Raw genomic sequence first — 19866 nt, 5'->3', positions numbered from 1 at the left:
GTCGGCCCCTATATGCCCCGATCCACAGAACATTGAAAGATCTGACTTCCGGAGTGCTCGAGTTTGCTTTTCATTAACCATAATACACACCTGATGGGGTATCTTCTTTGAGATTCGGTTTCAGGTGCGGAAAGCAGGACTTTGGCAAAGCGGAAGGCACAAAAATCTGTTCGGGACATTGTCCGGGATACGTTCACGCCTTCGCGTGTCGGCCTATTGTCATGGGCCTTTGCCGCCGTTTGCATGGGGACCGTCGGGCTGGCGTCCTACCAGTTCAGTACCGCTCCTGATGGGTTCACTCCGAAATTCGATTTTCCCGCTGGCTTGCCTCTTCCTCCGATGGGAGGTGTCGGAACGACGGCCTCCATCTCAACGTCCTCGGGCAGGGAGTTGCCGATTGAGGTCATGCAATTGCCCGGTGGTGGCAAAGACGCGCCCTTCCCCGATCTGAGCCAAAGCCAGATCGAAGTGCTGCAAAAGGAAATCGTCGGATTGCGCCGGCGCCTCAGCGCGCTAGCCGAACAAAACGTCGCCTATTCCCGGCGCATAGCAGCGCTGGAAAAGGAAGCCGCCGTTTCGAAGTTGTCCGGGACGGGAGCCACAGTCATGTCCAGCGGAGAGCCGGCAGAGCCAGGTCCGGGCGTGGTCCGCACTGAAGCTGCGATGGCCACACCGGATGCATCTCCCCCCGTTCCGCCCGCATCGCCCAAAATGAAAGTCGAAGTCGTAAAGCCTGGTCCGACTAATCCGACAGCTGAGGGCCAGACAGCCCGGAAGGATCTGCCCGCTGAACCCGGGCTGGAGGTTTCCAAGATCCCGCCCAGGATGATCAGCATCGTGTCCGGAACAGGTCCGACCAATGCACCTTCTGAGGAATTCAATCCGGCCGAACCGGTTCGGATCGTCGACCTGCCCAGGGTCAACCTCCCGGCTCAGGGAGATGCACCAGAGGCAACCGGATCCATCCCCCTGACGGTGGAAGAAACCACGCCCTCTCCTCTGCCAACTCCGGAAGCATTCGATGCAACGCCCACTCAAACAACCAGCAGACCGACGGTGGTCACACCCTCAAGCCCGGCAGGGCGGCTGCGCGGTGGCGGCGACAGCAAACTGAAGCGTAGCGATTTTGGCGCGATCATTGGCCACTACAGCTCTACGGCTGCTGCCGCGAAAGCCTGGGCTGATTTCAAAAATCAGAACGCGGAACGCATGCGCGACCTTCGCCCGCTTCTGATGCAGCGTACCACTCCACAAGGCGGCATTGCCCTGATGGTTGGTCCTTTTGCAAATGCAGCAGACGCCGCCGTTGCATGCCTTCAGCTTCTGGATGTCACGGAACTCTGTCACCCGGCCCTGTTTGCCGGCGATCCGCTTGTAACGGCAGCCGAGTTTCGCGACACTGCCTTTTGAACCAGCACAATAACTGTGACAGGGAAGGCGCGCTGAAGCGCCAGGTATTTGCTAGCCAATCGTCTGAAGCGCGGGAAACGTCTCCAGGAGCCAGTAGGACAAAACTGCCATTTGACCTGTCAGGAACATGACCCCGGTCAGAACGAGCACTCCGCCCATGGTTTTTTCGACTGCGCCCATATGTTTGCGGAACTTCCGCATGAATTTGAGGAATGGCGACGCGAAAAGCGCTGCAATCAGGAACGGAACACCGAGGCCAAGCGCGTAGGCACTCAGAAGCAGGGCGCCCTGACCGACGGTTTCCTTTCCGCCTGCAACAAACAGAATGGCAGCGAGAATCGGACCGACACATGGTGTCCAGCCAAAGCCGAAGGCCAGACCAATCACGTAGGCGCCTAGTGGTCCGGCAGGCTTTTTCTCCACATGCACACGCGCTTCCTTGTAGAGCATGCCAATGCGGAAAACGCCCAGGAAGTGAAGCCCCATTACGATGATTGCGGCCCCCGCAATGTAGCTGAGATAGTCCAGATAGGCACGAATGAACTGGCCCAGGAAACTGGCTGTCGCCCCTAGCAGAACGAACACTGTTGAAAACCCGAGCACAAAGAACAGTGCGCTTAGAAAAACGCGTCGCGACGCTGCGTTGCTGTCTTCGGCTTCACCAGACAATTGCTCCAGCGAGACCCCGGCCAGGAACCCAAGATAGGGCGGCACGAGCGGCAAAACGCAAGGTGAGACAAACGATAGAACGCCGGCAAGCGCAGCGCCTATGATGGTGACTTCCTGGATCATTCGACATTCCGGTTGTTCTGGCAGCCTGGCCGGCGGTCCGGTGAGGCTTGGGACGACCTACTTAGCCGCTTCCCAACGTTGACCAAAGACACAAGTGCTCACCATTTGGAGAGCGTGTTCGCCCGGTCAGTCTTCCTGCGCCAGAGCGGTTGCGGGCACTAGGCCTTTTTCCTGGAAATAGGTCAATGCGCCAGGATGTAGCGGCGCGGGCATCTGGTAGGCGACCAGGTCGTTCTCGGTCAGGCCGCCCAGAGCCGGATGCAACCGCTTGAAGCTGTCGAAATTTTCAAACACAGCCTTCACAAGTGTCGTGACAATCTCTTCCGGCATACGCGCAGATGTCACGAAGGTCGCGACGACGCCGAAAGACTCAACGGGCTGCGCAAGGCCATAGAGTTCTGCCGGAATCTCGGTAGGCATATAGTAAGGGGCCTCCGCCACAAGCGCATCGATTGCCTTGCCCTCGATTCCGATCAGACGAATGTCGCAGCGCGCCTGCGTTTCCTCGATCAAGGCTGCCGGATGGCCGATAAGTTCAAAGTAAGCATCGATCCTTCCAGAACAAAGCGCTTCGGACAGTTCAGACGTCTTGAGTTCCTGAAGGTCCTCCTGATCGGCCTGCGTCCAGCCCAGCCTAATGATAAGGGCATTCCAGGAAGCCGCCGATCCAGATCCTTTGCTTCCGATATTGATCCTCGCCTCTTTCAGATCGTCGAACTCCCGATAAGGAGAGTCCTCTCGAACGACAATGGTCGCGACCTCGGCATGGAGCGAGAAAATGGAGCGCAGCTCATCGAACGGACCGGCATTTTCGAAGGAGGATGTTCCTAGATAGGCATGGTGCTGCCAATCGGACTGGACATAACCGAAATCGATTTCACCCGAGTGGATTTTCCCGATATTGGCAATCGAGCCGAGTGTGGTTTCGACAGAACAACGAACACCATGCTCTGCACGGCTCATATTGACGATTTTGCAGGTTGCACCACCGGACGGATAATAGACACCAGTCACCCCGCCCGTGCCTATCGTTATGAAATGCTGTTCACTTGCGTGGGCAAACTGAAACGCACCACCTGCAAGAAGCAAACCTGCGCCAAGAAGGGATGAAAGTCGGGTTCGCTTTGGCTTCAACCTAGTCAACGGGCACCTCAAAAACTTCGTCGAAATGACGCTCTCCGGTAGCTTTGCCAAATGTTTCGCCCCGTGCCGCTTATCGCAAGCGGCATCCCTCGCCAACTGGCGAGCGCACCGATAGCAGCCCGAGCAGTTGGGAACCCACATGGTGTTTCCATTAGTCCGTTGGTGCTGTTTCTGCACCAAAGGCGATATCCAAGGAGTAGCAAAGGTGACAAGTAAACACCAGTTGGCTTCAACCGGTTCAGTGACAAGTTACCGGAATAGATGACCAGCACCGGTAGTGGCTGATAATTCAAAAAGAGATTTCTTAAAGTTCAAACAGGCTTTGGTTGGTCAAACCTGCACAATGAAATATGCCGCGGCCCCCTACCCTGGGCCGGCCATACTGCTGAAAATCAGTTGGTACGCCCTCCCCTGATGACTTCAAAGAGCTTGCCCTTTAGCTCTTCTTCGGCGTCTCCATCGCGAAGGCCCTGGCGCCACTGATCGAGGATCAGACGCAATCCGAGTGTTTCCCGGCTGTGCGGGAGATCCCCGATAAACGACGCAAAAAACAGGTCGAGCCTTTCCCGGTCGATCAAGCCCTGGTCGATCAATCCGTGAATCAGCGTCATCGTTGCTGCGATGTGCCCCTTCACGAAATCGAACTCGACGGAGCTCGTATGGGTATCGATTGTCGTTGTGTGCATGTAACCTCTCATGTATCGGAGAACGTTACCTCACCTTACTTTATTGCGCCACCTGACAGTTTTCGCAGGAGAATGATCGTTATTTTCTTAGAAGCGAAACCTTGCAACTACACTTTTCAGTAATAATTCGTATTGCACTAGATAATACTGTCATGACCTTGTTTAACACTATCAAGATGCGGCTTCTCAGTTCGTCATTATGCGAATTTGGCTGGGTGTATTCATCAACGGGCAGCCAATAACACCGATTTTTCCTAGCCTGTTGAAAAAATCGATTTTGCCTCTTGCATTGTCCTCAAGCTCGGCCTAAACACACGCCACCAACGCGGTCGCGCTGCAACAACGCACTGAACCGCTTCGGAAATTGGTGAGAGCCGATAGCTCAGCTGGTAGAGCAACTGACTTTTAATCAGTAGGTCCAGGGTTCGAACCCCTGTCGGCTCACCAATATTTCCAAAGTCTTAGCCCTAAAATTTTTAAGCTTACAATATCTGCTGCTATGCTGAACCAGCAGCGAATGAATTCTACTGTTTGCATTGTTCGCCGAGCATCACTCTGGATCCTTATCTTCCCCGCATCTGGTCCAAAAAATAAGCCGAGCAATCTGTATGGATCACCCGGCTTTATTTACCTTACGTAATTTCCAAACAACGCAAACCGCTTTGCGAATTGAAAATATTTTACAATCAGGAAGCGACAGGCTCCTGTTCGGCCTGACGTTTTCCTTTTCTGTCGAACCAGCCTTTGACTGTTTCGCGCATGGTCTGCATGTTCACGTACAGAATCGGGATCATCAGAATACCGATGCACGTTGCAAACAGCATTCCGCCGAACACCGCGAAGCCAATGGCTTTCTGACTGGCCGCGCCTGCGCTCGAGGCTGTCATAAGCGGCACAACCCCCAGCAGGAACGACAAGGCCGTCATCATCACGGCCCTGAAGCGAAGATGCGCAGCTTCAACAGCGGCATCCTTGATGGTCTTGCCGTCTTCCCTCTGTTCCATCGCGAATTCCACGATCAGGATGGCATTCTTCGCGCCCATCCCCACCAGCATGATCATTCCGATCTGCGTGTAGAGATTGACGTCCCCTCCCGTCACGAACACCGCCACAAGCGCACCGAGGATCGCGAATGAAACCGACATCAAGATCGCAATCGGCATTGTCCAGCTTTCATACTGGGCGACCAGAAACAGATAGGTGAAAAGGATCGACAGAAGCAGAATGAAAAGGACAATCTGCCCAGACCCGAGCTGCTGCAGCGCCGTTCCTGTCCATTCGAGCGTATAGCCGGACGGCAAAGCCTGAGCCCCCGCAGCGTTGACTTCGTTGATCACCACGCCGGTAGATGCACCAGGCGCCGGATCCGCCATCACAGCCGCCGCCCTGAACATGTTGTACCGGGTCAGGATCTGCGGACCGAGCACATTCTGCGTTGTTAGAATGCTTCGCATGGGCACCATGGTGCCATCGCTGGCCCGTACATAGAGCGCTCCAATATCCTCTACCCGATCGCGGAACTTGCCCTCGGCCTGGATCATGACCTTGTAGACGCGGCCAAAGATGTTGAAGTCGTTGATGTAGTAGGACCCCAGATAGGCCTGCAGTGTTGTGAACACATCCGACACGTTTACGCCAAGCGTCTTGGCCTTTTCACGATCGAGATCGACGAACACCTGTGGCACATTGGCCCGGAAGGTGGAATAGGCCCGGCCCACTTCTGGGCTCTGGTTGGCAGAATAGATCATCGAGCCGAGTGCTGATGCCAGGTCCTGCGGCGAACCGCCGCTCGTCTGTTGCAGCATCACCTGAACGCCGCCGGTCGTGCCAAGGCCTGGAATCGGTGGCGGATTGAACGCGATGATATTTGCGCCGGGAATGGTCGAGAATTCCGCCCAGAATTTCGCAAGGATTGCGTTGATACGCAGATCAGGAGCCTGACGATCCTCCCAGTTCTTCATGGTGGCAATCACCAGTGCCGCATTGGAGGACGTTGCACCGTTCAGGATCGAATAGCCGTTGACGATGACAACGTCTTCGACTCCCGCCGTTTTGGACGCCAGTTCAACCACCTGTTTGGTGACTGTTTCAGTCCGCTGCAGCGAGGCCCCATCCGGAAGCTGAACGTCGACCATCAGGTAACCTTGGTCTTCGGAAGGCAGGAACCCTTGTGGCAAGGATCCACCAAGCGTGACGATCAGAGCAATTGCACCGGCGACGACCGCCAAGCCTACGATGGCAAACCGGACGAGACGGCGAATGACGGCGGTATAGCCATTGCGAACCGAGGTGATCCCTCGGTCGAACAGACCCATGATGCCGCGCGGCGGGCCGGAGCGTGCCTTCAGGATCAGCCCGCAAAGAGCGGGCGACAGCGTCAGCGCGTTGATCGAGGAAATGAGCACCGAGACGGAAATCGTTACTGCGAACTGCGAATAGAGACGCCCTGTAATGCCAGGCATGAAGATTGTCGGGACGAACACCGCCAAGAGCACCAGCGTGGTGGCGATCACCGGGCTGGTGATCTGTTCCATCGCCTTGGTGGTGGCTTCCTTCGGTGACAGACCTTCATCGGAAATGATGCGTTCCACGTTTTCAACGACGACGATCGCATCATCCACGACGATACCGATTGCCAGCACAAGCGCGAAAAGAGAAATCGTATTGAGCGTCATGCCGAGTGCAAGCAGGACGGCAAACGTTCCGATCAGCGATACCGGAATCGCGACAGTCGGGATGATCGTCGCCCGCCAGTTCCCTAGGAAGATGAACACCACCGAGACCACCAGAAGGAAGGTCAGGAACAAGGTGGTGATAACGTCGTTGAGCGACGCCTGAACGAAATCCGTGGTGTTGAAGGGAACGCCGTATTCCATGTCCGGCGGAAAGTTCTTGGCCAGTTCGTCAAGACGCGCGAGCACATCTTGCGACACCTGAAGCGCATTAGCGCCAGGAGCCTGATAGATTGCCAGAACGGTGGACGGCTTGCTGTTGTATTCGCCCGAAGCGTTGTAGACCTGCGCGCCGAGCTCCACCCTGGCAACGTCGCCAATCGTTACGACAGCGCCATCAGCCCCCGTGCGCAACACGATTTGCTCGAACTCTTCCGGTGAGGACAAGCGCCCTTTCGCCTTGATGGTGTATTGGAACTGCTGTCCGTCCGGGACGGGAGGTGCACCGATCTGCCCGGCTGCAACCTGAATGTTCTGGTCGCGTACCGCGGTGATGAAATCGGTCGGCGTCATTCCAAGGCTGGCAAGCCTGTCCGGATCGAGCCAGATGCGCATGCCATAGGAAAAGTCGGTCATCACGTCCGCCCGGCCGACACCTGGTACGCGGGCAAGCGAGTCCTTCAGGTTGATCGAGGCGTAGTTCGACAGGAAGACCGGATCATAACTTCCATTCGGAGAAAACAGCGTGATCACCAGCAGCATGTTTGTGCTGGCTTTCTGCACCGTCACACCGTTGTTGGTCACATCGCTCGGCAACTGGCTGTTGGCCTGGCTGACCCTGTTCTGCGTGTTGACCGTGGCGATGTCCGGGTCCGTTCCGACCGCAAAAGTGACGTTGAGAGAATAGTTGCCGCTGTCGTTACTCGTCGACTGCATGTAAATCATGTCATCGACGCCGTTTACCTGCCCCTCGATTGGGGCGGCTACGGTTTCTTCCAGAACTTCGGCATTTGCACCGGTGTAAGTCGCAGAAACGTTGACGACCGGAGGCGTAATATTCGGGAACTGTTCAACTGGAAGCGACAGATAACCGAGTACACCGGCAATCGTGATCACAATGGAAATGACCAGCGCGAATTTCGGCCGGTAGATAAAAAAGCGTGAAAACATTTAGCTTTTCTCCGCCGGCTTGGAAGCAAGGACCGGGTTGACGACGACGCCGGGACGCACTTTCTGCAAGCCTTCGACGATGACCTCGTCGCCTTCTTTGAGGCCCTTGGAGACGACAAAATTCGTGCCCTCCTGCTGACCAAGCGTGAGGTAGCGTTGTTCGACTTTCTTGTCCGGCGTGATTGCGAGCGCGAACGCCCCTTCCTGATCCCGCTGAATTGCAGCCTGCGGGACAACGAGAGCAGTTTCTGTCTTGGGAGCCTCAAGGACCACAGTGACATATGTCCCGGAAATCAGGCGGATGTCCTTGTTGGCAAATTGACCGCGGAACGAAATCGTTCCCGTTGCCGTGTCGACCTGATTGTCTATGAAAACAATCTTGCCTTTTTCGTCATAGTCTTGGCCGTTGGGCAGCACCAGCTTTAGGTCTGGAGATTCTTCCGGCGTGATATCGGCCGGATTGATGCCGTGGGTCTTGACCGCGTTCAGGTACTGCGATTCGCTGACGGAAAAATTGACATAGACAGGCGCCAGGCTGATCAGGCTGCCAAGAGAGCTGGTCCCCGGCCCGACAACCTCACCAACGCTATAGGTGGTCTTTCCAAGCTGTCCGTCGAACGGGGCGGAAATGTCGGTATAGCTGAGGTTGAGTTCAGCTTCCTGGAGCGACGACTGCGCCGCTTCGACCGATGCTTCCGCCTGCTGTTTCTGAGCCAGGGTCGCTTCATAGGCTGCTTCGGAAAGGTGTCCCTTGTCTCTGAGGTCCCTGTCACGCTTTTCATCGGCCGCCTTCAGTGCCGCGTCTGCCTTTGCGCTGGCGAGGTCTGCCTTCGCCTTCGTCAAAGCCGCCTGATACTGCGCCTTTTCAATGGTGAACAAGAGGTCGCCCTTCTTGACCACCGAGCCGTCGGCAACAGCCTTCTCTTCCAGGAAGCCTTTGACGCGGGCCATCAGATCGACCTGGTCGATGGCGGCAACCTGACCGACGAAGCGGGCACTTTGACGAATATCCTGAGATTCGATCTTGGCAACGCTTACCGATGGTGGTGGCGCTGCAGGAGCAGCCTTTTGCTTGTCGTCAGAGCAACCGACCAACAGCACTGAAGTGGCTGCAACCAGTGCAAACGTGCGAGGGAAAGAGGCAAAAGGCAAAAAAGTCATTCGTGAACTCCGCAGTCCGACCATCAGGTCAAGGCGCTTAATTTGGAGCTCACTATAAAAGGACTGGTTGATTCAACAAGAGAATAGTGCCCAAACCGTGTGGTCTCGGGGGATTAATAACTCAATGTTATCAAAGTCGACGGAGCGTCACCCGTTTGGAGAGCCGTAAACCGCAATCTGGTATTCAACGACGTGGCACATTTCACGACGCAGTTGACACAAATGCATTCTGCGCCGATGAGCGCCATCCGGTCATCCCTCGTAACACCGAGCCTTCGGAGACGTTTATTCTGAGGACAGAATCAGCGTCAGCCCGTTCAACTGGTTCGCCGGAACTGTTTTTCGTTCAGCAAGACCTCTGCAGCCAATTTCCAGAGCCACGATTTGCGGCAGCGGCCCGGTAATCTGGTTAGCCGCGTCTGCACCAACCAGCGACGCATAGGCCGACGGCGTCAGCACAGATATCGTACCGCGAGCAGTTTTCAATTCCAGACCGAGACTGGTCGCGCGCATCTCTCGCTGTCCTGTAAACCCGCCCAAAAACTCGTGATGATCGGATGGGTCACCCGCGACGAGGTAAACCGCCTTGACCTTTGACGCACCATTGGCGTGGTCTTGAAAGGCATCTTTCCAGAAGTTCTGCGGAAACCTGTTACGGCACGTGAAATAGCCGATCTCAGGAGCAAGCGGATCACTCAGGAACGTCAGATCGAAGGCGACCTGCACCTTGCTGCCGTCAGACAAATTGGCTGTGCGCTCGAATGAGAAAGGTTCGTACAGCTTCAATCCCGCTTTACGAAAATCTTCTCTGTCTTTCTGAGGGTCGGAACTGTCCAGCACCAGCATGCTGGCCCCTTCCCGCCTGGTCAGAAAATCTCGATTGAAGGCTCCGAACGAAAACACCTCGTCTGAGCCTTCGAAAATGAGATCCCGATCAGCGACGCTCAGCAATTCCACGAAGAAACCGTCAAGTTGAACCAATCGGTTTGCAGTTCCCCAGGAATGCCGGTTTTCAGGGGTAACCGTGAAACCGAGTTCGCTCCAGGCTTGGCCCGCGGACTCCAGATCCTTGACCGCAACAACGATGTGATCGAGCCCGCGAACCATCTTTCCTACCCCGTCCCGTCAGCGCCGATCAGACCAGACGGCCTTGATGGATCGCCGCGCTGATGAAGGATGCGAACAGCGGATGCGGATCGAATGGCCGCGACTTCAGTTCCGGATGGTACTGAACGCCGACGAACCAAGGATGATCCGCGATTTCGACTGTTTCCGGCAAAACGCCATCAGGCGACGTCCCGGCGAAAATAAGCCCGCATTTTTCGAGCTTGTCGCGATAACCGATATTGACTTCATAGCGGTGGCGATGCCGCTCGGAGATACTTGTCGTCCCGTAGATTTCAGCGATCTTAGACCCAGCCTTGAGCGCAGCAGGATACGCGCCAAGGCGCATCGTGCCACCCAGATCGCCCTCTGCATCACGCACTTCCTTGCTGTTGCCCTTTGTCCACTCGGTCATCAGACCAACAACAGGTTCCTTCGCCGGACCGAACTCGGTGGAGTTGGCGTCCGCAATTCCGGCGAGATTACGGGCAGCTTCGAGAACCGCCATCTGCATTCCGAAACAAATGCCGAAATACGGGATCTTGCGGGTACGAGCGAAGTGTGCCGCCGCAATCTTGCCCTCGGCACCACGCTCACCGAAACCGCCGGGAACCAGAATACCGTGCACGCCTTCCAGATAGGGGCTCGGGTCTTCCTTCTCGAAGGTTTCCGATTCGATCCATTCAAGATTGACTTTGACCCGGTTGGCAATGCCGCCGTGAACCAATGCCTCGATCAACGACTTGTAGGCATCCTTCAGAACCGTGTACTTGCCGACGATCGCGATCTTGACTTCGCCTTCCGGATTGGCAACCGCCTCCGAAATGCCGTTCCAGCGGTCGAGAACCGGCGCCGGTGCACCTTTGATGCCAAAGGCCGCCAGAACTTCGTCGTCCAGGCCTTCCTTGTGGTAGGCAATCGGCACATCGTAGATGGACTTGACGTCGTAAGCCGGAATAACCGCACTCTCACGCACGTTACAGAACAGTGACAGCTTCCGTTTTTCCGTTTCCGGGATCGCGCGGTCACAGCGGATCATCAGGATGTCCGGCTGAATACCGATCGACCGCAGCTCCTTGACCGAGTGCTGTGTCGGCTTGGTCTTCATTTCGCCGGCACTTGGGATGTACGGCATCAAGGTCAGATGCACATAAACGACGTCGCCACGCGGAAGATCGTTGCCAAGCTGACGGATCGCCTCGAAGAACGGCAGCCCCTCGATGTCGCCGACCGTGCCGCCGATCTCCACGAGGACAAAATCGTAGCCCTCGTTGCCGGTCAGAACGAAATTCTTGATTGCGTCGGTCACATGCGGAATGACCTGGACGGTTCCGCCCAGATAATCGCCACGCCGTTCCTTGGCAATGATGTCCTGATAGATCCGCCCGGTGGTTATGTTGTCCTGCTGGTTGGCAGGACGGCCGGTGAACCGTTCGTAGTGGCCAAGATCGAGGTCTGTTTCCGCACCATCGTCAGTGACAAAGCATTCGCCATGCTGATACGGGCTCATGGTGCCCGGATCGACGTTCAGGTAGGGATCGAGTTTGCGGAGTCGGACCTTGTATCCGCGCGCCTGGAGCAATGCGCCCAGTGCCGCAGAAGCAAGACCTTTTCCAAGCGAGGAGACCACGCCGCCAGTGATGAAAATATATCGCGCCATGGACCAATACCATATCCTTGCCGAGGGCGCCTTGGCCACTCGGGAGTTGCGTTCTCAACACATAAAAATGCCCTGCGAGATAAGCCGCAGGGCATATGTCGGGTGAATGGGCCGGAAGACCCGTTTGGCCGCCTTACTGCGCGGCCGGGACCTGAGGTCCGGAAGGTTGCTGCTGGTTGAGCTGTTTCAACGAATCGAGAACACCGCCTGAACCACCTTCGGTCGTGCCGTCCGTCGTGGCCGGCGCTTCCTGGGTTGCCGTCGGCACCGCATCAAGAATTGAACCAGGGCGGTCCTGATTCTTGGCGATCAGGCTGAGCGTCAGAGAGGTGGCAAAGAAAGCCACTGCCAGAACGGCAGTTGCGCGCGTCAGAATGTTCGCAGTTCCACGGCTGGACATCAGACCACCGCCCCCGCCGCCAATGCCAAGCGCGCCGCCTTCGGAACGCTGCAGGAGGACAACAAGCACAAGGGCCAGGACGACCATCAAGTGGATTACGATGACTACGGTTTCCATCGAACGCCATTCTTCATTGAATTCAAGATTGGCGGCCTTCTACACCAGACGCCGCCAGCTTTCCACCCTTCAATTGCGCCTTCGTCACAGAACCTTCAAGGCCGGGCACAATATAATCGGTGATGTCAAGAATAGGCCGCCAGAATTCCGAGGAAGTCGTCGGCCTTTAAACTGGCCCCGCCAACCAGCGCTCCATCGACATTGGCAACCGCCATCAACTCGCGTGCATTGGCCGGTTTTACCGAACCACCGTAAAGAAGCCGCATGGAAGCTCCTTCAGAACCGAACCTCGCGGAAAGGTTGTCCCGCATGGCCTTGTGCATTTCTTCCACGTCGTCCGTCGTCGGCGTCAGGCCGGTGCCGATCGCCCAGACCGGTTCATAGGCGATGACGCAATTTTCGGCGGTCGCCCCGTCCGGAACGGACCCGTTCAACTGACGTTCGACAATTGCAAGTGCCTGCCCGGCCTTGCGTTCTGCTTCCGTTTCTCCGACGCAAATGATGGCGACAAGGCCGGCCCGCCAGGCGGCCCGGGCCTTCTCATTGACATCAACATCGGCTTCACCGTGATCGGTCCGGCGCTCAGAATGTCCGACGATGACGGCTTTTGCGCCGGCATCCGCTAGCATTTCAGCGGAAATATCACCTGTATGGGCCCCTGAAACGGCGGTATGGCAGTCCTGGCCGCCGACGGACAAAACGCCATTTCCGGCCTTTTCGGCAATTGCTGCAATCAGCGTCGCCGGTGCGCAGATCATCGCATCGACCGAATCCGCCAGATCGTCGCCAATTCCGGCGATCATCTTGTAGACTTCAGCCTGGTTTGCTTTCAGGCCGTTCATTTTCCAGTTGCCGGCCACCAGCGGCTTGATCGCTGCGCTCATATTCAGTTTCTCCCGCGGCATGATCCAAGATTGCCGCCTATAGAGCAGAAGCGCCCAAGCGTTGCAATCACCCTGAGGACGGGAAAACCCAAATCGCTTCCGAAGTTTGTAAAAGGCCGCCTTGCGGCCGCGGCGCCGCGTCTTTATGATCCGCCCGCTCCGGCCAAGGCCGGTCCTGAATTCAGCCGGCAATACCGGCTGCCGCAAAGAAGAAGTATACGGGAGTCGTCATGCTTGACGCGCTGCGCAAGGGCGCTGGCACCTGGGTTGCCAAACTGTTTATTGCTCTGTTGATCATGAGCTTCGCCGTCTGGGGCATTAGCGGTTTTCTGACCGGTGTCGGACAGAACACTGCTGCGAAGGTCGGTGACACGGAAGTCTCCCTGTTCGACTTTGACAGGGCCTACAGGCAAGACCTGGGGCGGTTGGCGCAACAATTCGGCCGCCAGTTGACACCGGCAGAAGGTGCAGCTCTCGGTGTTCCGCAACAAACGCTCGGCAAACTTGTTGCCGAAGCGGCCATGAACAATACGGCGCAGGACATGAAGCTTGGCGTCTCTGACGAACGCCTGGCAACGATCATCCAGAGCGATCCCGCTTTCCAGGGGCCGGGCGGTCGGTACGACAAGAACCGGCTGCAACAGGTTCTCCGCTCGAGCGGTTACCGGGAAGACGAATATGTCGTGGAGCGCCGCAAGGTTGCCGAACGCGCACAGCTTGCGGAAGGGATCGCCGGAAGCATGAAGGCACCGATGACATATCTGGAAGTGCTGGACACCTATCAGGGAGAAACGCGCAGCGCCGACTACCTGTTGGTCACGAAAGAATTCATCGGAGAGATAGAGGATCCTGCAGAAGACGTTCTGACGACCTACTTCGAAGAGAAGAAGGATGACTTCCGCGCTCCCGAGTTCCGTGAAATCAAATATGTCACCCTGACGCCAACCTCTCTGGCCCGTCCGGACGACATCTCCGATGAGGACGCGCGCGCCGAATACGAACGGCGATCGGAAGACTTCTTCCAGCCCGAACGGCGAAAGATCCGTCAGATGTCGTTCCCGTCTCAGCAAGCTGCGGAAGAAGCCGCTCAGGAACTTGCAAACGGCAAGACTTTCGATGAGCTCATGAGCGAACGGAACCTGTCTGATAATGACGTCACCTTGGGCGTGATGGCAAAAGCCGATTTTCTGGATGAAGCCATAGGCGATGCCGCGTTCAGCCTGGACGAAGGCGCAACGAGCGGCGCGGTTGAAGGCCGTTTCTCGACCGTCATTCTCAACGTCGAGGAAATCCTCCCGGAAAGCACTAAACCTTTTGAAGATGTGAAGGACGAGATCGTCCAGAGCCTTGCCAAGGAACAGGCTGAACGGGAAATTCTCGATCTGCTTGATGAAGTCGAGGACGCACGTGCAGGCGGAGCACTTCTGGATGAAGTCGGTGAGCGTTTCTCGCTGACCGTGGAAACACCGCCAGCTTTTGACGCCTCCGGAAACGGGGAAGACGGAAAACCCGCTGCCCTGCCCGATGCCGAAGGTCTGGTGGCCGGAGCTTTTGACAGCGATATCGGTATTGAGAACGACGTTCTCCAGTTCGGTGACCAGGGTTTTCTCTGGTACGACGTTGCCAAGGTCATTCCGTCTCGAGAACGCACGCTTGATGAAGTCCGGGCAGATGTCATCGCAGCCTGGAAGAAGGATGAACTTGCAAAGCGCTTGAGCGATACCGCAGCAGACCTGTTGGCCAAAGCGGAAGGCGGCACTCCGTTCATAGCCCTTTCCGCGGAAACCGGACTTGAGGTGAAAACTGCTACCGAGCTGAAGCGCAACACACCGTCCGGAGACTTTGGCCGGGATGCGGTGTCGGCAGTGTTCAGCGGCCCGATTGGAACAACCGCGGTCGCCGAAGCCAATGACGGTGAAGGCCGTGTCGTGCTGAAAGTCACCGGTTCGAACGTTCCGGAATTCCAGAAAGATGCGCCGCAGGTTGCGGCCCTCGGGCAGCAGCTTTCCCAGCAGATTCAGGATACGTTGCTCGGTCAGTTCATTTCCGACCGGGAAACCAAGGCAGGCGTTGAAATAAACAATGCTGGGATTGCCCAGATGATCGGGCTGGACCGGAACTGATCCGTTTGAAAGTGGAATGACGACATGAGCACATTCAAGGACTTCATAGCCAAGGTTTCTGACGGACATTCCTTGAGCCCCGAAGAAGCCCGCGAAGCCTTTGAGGTGATCCTGTCGGGATCCGCTACGCCGTCCCAGCTCGGCGGCTTTCTGATGGCCTTGCGTGTGCGCGGCGAAAGCATCGCCGAGGTGACCGGCGCTGTCGCAACCATGCGTTCCAAGATGATCCCGGTGAAGGCCCCGGCCAACGCCATCGACATCGTGGGTACCGGCGGCGACAACTCCGGCAGCTACAACATCTCTACTTGCACCGCACTCGTCGTTGCGGGTTGCGGAGTGCCGGTGGCCAAACACGGCAACAGGTCGCTGTCTTCCAAGTCCGGCGCGGCGGAAGCGCTCGCCGAACTTGGCGTCAACATCGATATCGATGCAAAGAGGATTTCAGACTGCATCACCAGGGCCGGGATCGGTTTCATGTTCGCCCCGCTGCATCATGCCGCCATGAAGCATGTGGGTCCGACACGCATGGAACTCGGCACGCGCACCATCTTCAATCTGCTCGGCCCACTGACCAATCCAGCCGGCGTCAAGCGCCAGATGGTAGGTGTCTTTGCGCGCAAATGGGTGGAGCCGCTGGCGGAAGCCCTTCGTGAACTTGGATCTGAAAAAGCCTGGGTGGTCCACGGCTCTGACGGTATGGACGAAATCACCACGACAGGACCGACATTCGTCAGCGAGCTCAACAACGGGACGATCCGGTCTTTCGAAATTTCACCGGAAGACGTCGGCCTTGCCGTTTCCGAGCCGAAGGATCTCAAGGGCGGGCTTCCTTCCGAAAATGCCAAAGCCTTGCGCGACGTTCTTGCCGGGGCCCAAAACGCCTACCGCGATGTGGTTCTGTTCAATGCAGCAGCATCGCTGCTGGTGGCAGACAAGGTGGAAACCTTGAAGGACGGCGTCGAGTTGGCTGCTCAATCGATTGACAGCGGCTCTGCAGCCGACACACTGGAAAAGCTGGTTGCAGCGTCGAACGGATAAGAGATGGCTGATATTCTTCAAAAAATCGAAGCCTACAAGCGTGAGGAAATCGCCGCTGCCAAGGCCTCCGTGTCGCTTGACGATCTAAAGTCGCGCATCGGTGACGTGAGCCCTCCGCGCGGGTTCCTCAAGGCAATCGAAAGCAAACACACGGCAGGCGAATACGCTCTTATTGCCGAAATCAAGAAGGCCAGCCCTTCCAAGGGGCTCATCCGGGAGGATTTCGATCCGCCACTTCTGGCCAAGGCTTATGAAGAAGGTGGCGCGGCCTGTCTTTCCGTCTTGACGGACGCGCCGTCCTTTCAGGGAAAACCAGACTTTCTGACCGCCGCGCGTGACGCAGTCACCCTGCCCGCGCTGCGCAAGGATTTCATCTATGATCCGTACCAGGTTTATGAAGCCAGAGCCTGGGGTGGCGATTGCATCCTGATCATTCTGGCAGCTGTCGATGACGACACGGCCAAATCACTGGAAGACACTGCGTTCGAACTTGGAATGGATGTCCTGCTCGAGGTTCATAACGCTGAAGAGCTGGAACGTGCTCTGAAGCTGTCTTCCCGTCTGCTCGGCATCAACAACCGGAATCTCAAAACTTTCGAGACCAAACTGGAAACCAGTGAGGAGCTCGCACCCGGTGTTCCGGACGACAGGATCATCGTCGGAGAAAGCGGACTGTTCACCCCTTCAGATCTCTCCCGGATGAACAAGGTTGGCATTTCAACCTTCCTGATCGGCGAAAGCCTTATGCGCCAGGAAGATGTTGCGTCTGCCACCAGAACGCTTCTCGCCCGCCCGGCACTTTCCGAGGCGGTTTAGGCGAATATGACCGACCAGATCCCAAAACTGACCCATCTGGATGCGGCAGGGTCTGCCAACATGGTGGACGTTTCCGAAAAGTCGGTTACGCACCGGATTGCCGTTGCGCGCGGTACGGTCACCATGCGTGCTGAAACGCTTGAACTCATCCGCTACGGCAACGCCAAGAAGGGCGACGTCATTGGCACGGCTCGGATAGCCGGTATTCTTGCGGCCAAAAAAACGCACGAGCTGATCCCACTCTGCCATCCACTGATGTTGTCAAAGGTCTCCATCGACATCGACCCGGACGACGCTCTACCCGGTCTGGTGGTCACGGCGACAACCAAGGTCAGCGGACAGACAGGTGTCGAAATGGAAGCCTTGACTGCCTGTTCCCTCGCCTGTCTGACTATCTACGATATGGCCAAGGCTGTCGACAGAGGCATGGTCATCGGCGATATCCGCCTTGTCGAGAAGTCCGGAGGCAAGTCAGGCCACTGGACGCTCGACAAAGACGGCAGCCTGGGTGGCACCTGATGAGCCTGATGCCCGTCTCGGAAGCATTGACAAAGCTGCTGTCCGGGGTGGCTCCCCTGGAAACGGAGCTGGTTCCGCTTGAGAATGCCAACGGCAGGTATCTCTCGGAGCCGCTGGTCTCCACACGCACACAACCTCCGTTCGCAGCGTCTGCAATGGACGGATATGCCATCCGTCACGATGACCTGACAGCCGAAGGCACCACCTTGACCATTGTGGGCGAGGCACCTGCCGGACATGGATACTCCGGAACGGTTGGTGCTGGCGAAACGGTGAGGATCTTTACCGGGGCACCGGTCCCGGCCGGCGCAGACACCATCCTGATACAGGAAGACGCCAAGCGTGACGGCGAGCGGATAACGGTTTTGGAAAACCCTGCCAAGGGCGCATATGTCCGGCCTGCCGGGCTGGATTTCGCAGAAGGTGACGTGCTTCTAAAGCCACCGGTCAGACTTGCCTACAGGCACCTTGCCCTCGCCGCTGCCATGAACCATGCGCTGCTACCGGTACATCGACGCCCGAAAGTCGCAATCCTGGCAACCGGCGACGAACTCGTACGACCGGGGATGGAACCCGGACCGGATCAGATCATCGCATCGAACCACGCCGGGATCGCGGCTCTGGTCGAAGATTGTGGCGGTGAGCCTCTGGATCTTGGAATATCGCCCGACGAGCCTGTGGCGCTCGCGAACCACGTTCAACGCACCATCAAAGAGAAGGCCGATATCTTGGTTACTCTTGGCGGTGCTTCGGTCGGCGACCACGACCTCGTCCAGGACATTTTGGGACAGGAAGGCATGGACCTGGCGTTCTGGCGAATTGCTATGCGTCCTGGAAAACCGCTGATGGCCGGCCGTCTTGGGAGCACCAAGGTGCTCGGTCTGCCGGGAAACCCGGTTTCCAGCCTTGTCTGCGGCCTGCTCTTCCTGAAACCTCTCATCGAGGCGATGCTCGGCCAGACGAGGGAAAGCTCCGCCCCGCAACGCGCCACCCTGGCCGGGCCCCTTCCAGAAAACGACCGCAGGCAGGACTATGTCCGGGCAACGCTTTCGACGGCGGAAGACGGACAGCTCATGGTAACGCCCTTTTCCCGGCAGGACAGTTCCATGCTGAACCTCTTGGCGAAATCGGGAGCACTCGTGGTCCGTCCGCCGCATGCACCTGCGCTGGAGGCCGGAGCCGAAGTACCCATTCTGGTTCTCTGAAAAAATCTCATCCTGCAGAGCACCAGAGCCCGGACCGGTCCGGATGCAGGAACAGACAATAAGCCAGCCGAAAAAGCAAAACCCGGCCGAGTGCCGGCCGGGTTCTCATTTTGTAGTCAGATCAACGTCCGTTAAGCCTTCTGAACGGCCCGCTTTGCCATGACCGTTACAAGGTTCGCGCGATACGCCGCCGATCCGTGAATGTCGGACAGAAGATCGTCTGCATCAGGAGCAATACCGGCAACCGCATCTGGCGAGAAATTGCCTGAAAGTGCAGTTTCCATGGCCGACATACGGAAAACACCGTTCTGCCCGGCGCCTGTGACGGCAACCTTCACGGAACCATCGCTGCCCTTGGCGACGAATACGCCTGCCATGGCATAACGCGATGCCGGGTTCGGGTATTTGGCATAGGCACTGGCAGCAGCCCCCGGAAACTTGACGGCGACGACGATTTCATCTTCATCGAGCGCGGTTTCAAACATACCCGTGAAGAAATCTTCCGCAGCCAGCTCCCGTTTGCTGGTGACAACGGTTGCACCAAGAGCCACCAGCGCCGCAGGATAGTCTGCTGCAGGATCGTTATTGGCAATCGATCCGCCAATGGTGCCCATGTGACGAACCGCCGGGTCCCCAATGCCACTGGCAAGGGAAGCCAGTCCAGGAAGCTTCTGCTTCACCAGATCAGAGGTCGAAACCTCGAAGTGAGTCGTCGCTGCGCCGATGGTCACTCCGTCACCATTGGCGCTGATCCCCTTCATCTCCGCAATCTTTGTGACATCGACGAGATCGCTGGGGGCGGCAAGCCGTTGTTTCATGGTCGGCAGCAACGTCTGGCCGCCACCAAGGAACTTGCCGTCATCGGCATTGGCCATCAGTGAAGCGGCTTCCGCTACCGATCCGGCCTTGTGATACGTCGTTTCATACATGCTGGGTCTCCCCGGATTTAAAACGTGTGCAATGGCG

At 57.0% G+C, this 19866-nt stretch carries 16 protein-coding genes and 1 tRNA gene; 7 read left to right on the top strand and 10 right to left on the bottom strand.

From position 1 onward, the window contains the following. The first annotated feature begins 405 nt into the window (after positions 1-405). Positions 406-1410, top strand: a complete 1005-nt coding sequence (locus tag V1T76_RS16240) for a hypothetical protein (protein WP_330561696.1) — start codon at positions 406-408, stop codon at positions 1408-1410. Between the two features lie 51 nt (positions 1411-1461). Here V1T76_RS16240 and V1T76_RS16235 read toward each other — a convergent pair whose 3' ends face one another. The 3 genes from V1T76_RS16235 to V1T76_RS16225 all read right to left on the bottom strand — a co-directional run bounded on the left by V1T76_RS16235 (position 1462) and on the right by V1T76_RS16225 (position 4031). Beyond that, the gene (locus V1T76_RS16235) at positions 1462-2202 is read right to left on the bottom strand and encodes a cytochrome c biogenesis CcdA family protein (protein WP_330561695.1); all 741 of its coding nucleotides are present in this window, start codon (positions 2200-2202) and stop codon (positions 1462-1464) included. Between the two features lie 126 nt (positions 2203-2328). Continuing rightward, positions 2329-3522 carry a TAXI family TRAP transporter solute-binding subunit gene (locus tag V1T76_RS16230; RefSeq protein WP_330561976.1) on the bottom strand — a complete coding sequence of 398 codons (1194 nt, stop codon included), beginning with the start codon at positions 3520-3522 and terminating at the stop codon, positions 2329-2331. Between the two features lie 215 nt (positions 3523-3737). Next, positions 3738-4031, bottom strand: coding sequence for a hypothetical protein (locus V1T76_RS16225; protein ID WP_330561694.1), 294 nt, complete (start codon positions 4029-4031; stop codon positions 3738-3740). A 371-nt stretch (positions 4032-4402) separates the two neighbouring features. Between V1T76_RS16225 and V1T76_RS16220 the strand changes: the two genes are divergently transcribed. Then, positions 4403-4478: transfer RNA gene (locus tag V1T76_RS16220), tRNA-Lys, on the top strand. Between the two features lie 239 nt (positions 4479-4717). On the opposite strand, the gene V1T76_RS16215 is transcribed toward V1T76_RS16220, so the two are convergent. The 6 genes from V1T76_RS16215 to tpiA all read right to left on the bottom strand — a co-directional run bounded on the left by V1T76_RS16215 (position 4718) and on the right by tpiA (position 13199). Next, positions 4718-7873, bottom strand: coding sequence for an efflux RND transporter permease subunit (locus tag V1T76_RS16215; protein ID WP_330561693.1), 3156 nt, complete (start codon positions 7871-7873; stop codon positions 4718-4720). After that, positions 7874-9034: an efflux RND transporter periplasmic adaptor subunit gene (locus tag V1T76_RS16210; protein WP_330561692.1), complete on the bottom strand. Its 1161-nt coding sequence runs from the start codon at positions 9032-9034 to the stop codon at positions 7874-7876. Positions 9035-9319: 285 nt separating this feature from the next. Further along, a complete protein-coding gene (locus V1T76_RS16205; protein ID WP_330561691.1) occupies positions 9320-10141 on the bottom strand; it encodes a VOC family protein in 822 nt (273 codons plus the stop codon). Positions 10142-10169: 28 nt separating this feature from the next. Further along, positions 10170-11798 (bottom strand): CTP synthase, encoded by a 1629-nt coding sequence (locus V1T76_RS16200; RefSeq protein ID WP_040439900.1) that lies wholly within the window; start codon positions 11796-11798, stop codon positions 10170-10172. Between the two features lie 133 nt (positions 11799-11931). Continuing rightward, positions 11932-12315, bottom strand: coding sequence for a preprotein translocase subunit SecG (secG, locus tag V1T76_RS16195; RefSeq protein ID WP_022998549.1), 384 nt, complete (start codon positions 12313-12315; stop codon positions 11932-11934). Positions 12316-12440: 125 nt separating this feature from the next. Then, positions 12441-13199, bottom strand: a complete 759-nt coding sequence (gene tpiA / locus V1T76_RS16190) for a triose-phosphate isomerase (RefSeq protein WP_330561690.1) — start codon at positions 13197-13199, stop codon at positions 12441-12443. A 230-nt stretch (positions 13200-13429) separates the two neighbouring features. Here tpiA and V1T76_RS16185 point away from each other — a divergent pair, with 230 nt between their 5' ends. The 5 genes from V1T76_RS16185 to V1T76_RS16165 are packed head-to-tail and all read left to right on the top strand — an operon-like array spanning position 13430 to position 18900. After that, positions 13430-15322, top strand: a complete 1893-nt coding sequence (locus V1T76_RS16185; protein ID WP_330561689.1) for a peptidylprolyl isomerase — start codon at positions 13430-13432, stop codon at positions 15320-15322. A 24-nt stretch (positions 15323-15346) separates the two neighbouring features. Continuing rightward, complete coding sequence (gene trpD, locus V1T76_RS16180; protein ID WP_330561688.1) at positions 15347-16360, top strand: anthranilate phosphoribosyltransferase; 1014 nt, start codon at positions 15347-15349, stop codon at positions 16358-16360. Positions 16361-16363: 3 nt separating this feature from the next. Beyond that, positions 16364-17176, top strand: a complete 813-nt coding sequence (trpC, locus tag V1T76_RS16175) for an indole-3-glycerol phosphate synthase TrpC (protein ID WP_330561687.1) — start codon at positions 16364-16366, stop codon at positions 17174-17176. 6 nt (positions 17177-17182) lie between these two features. Further along, a complete protein-coding gene (gene moaC / locus V1T76_RS16170) occupies positions 17183-17695 on the top strand; it encodes a cyclic pyranopterin monophosphate synthase MoaC (RefSeq protein ID WP_330561686.1) in 513 nt (170 codons plus the stop codon). Continuing rightward, positions 17695-18900: a molybdopterin molybdotransferase MoeA gene (locus tag V1T76_RS16165; RefSeq protein WP_330561685.1), complete on the top strand. Its 1206-nt coding sequence runs from the start codon at positions 17695-17697 to the stop codon at positions 18898-18900. The genes moaC and V1T76_RS16165 overlap by 1 nt, the downstream gene beginning before the upstream one ends. A gap of 131 nt (positions 18901-19031) precedes the next feature. On the opposite strand, the gene V1T76_RS16160 is transcribed toward V1T76_RS16165, so the two are convergent. After that, positions 19032-19829: an FAD binding domain-containing protein gene (locus tag V1T76_RS16160; RefSeq protein ID WP_330561684.1), complete on the bottom strand. Its 798-nt coding sequence runs from the start codon at positions 19827-19829 to the stop codon at positions 19032-19034. Between the last annotated feature and the right edge of the window lie 37 nt (positions 19830-19866).

The organism is Roseibium sp. FZY0029 (genome assembly GCF_036350355.1).
Classification (GTDB): domain Bacteria; phylum Pseudomonadota; class Alphaproteobacteria; order Rhizobiales; family Stappiaceae; genus Roseibium.
This window is presented reverse-complemented; position numbering and strand designations above follow the sequence as displayed.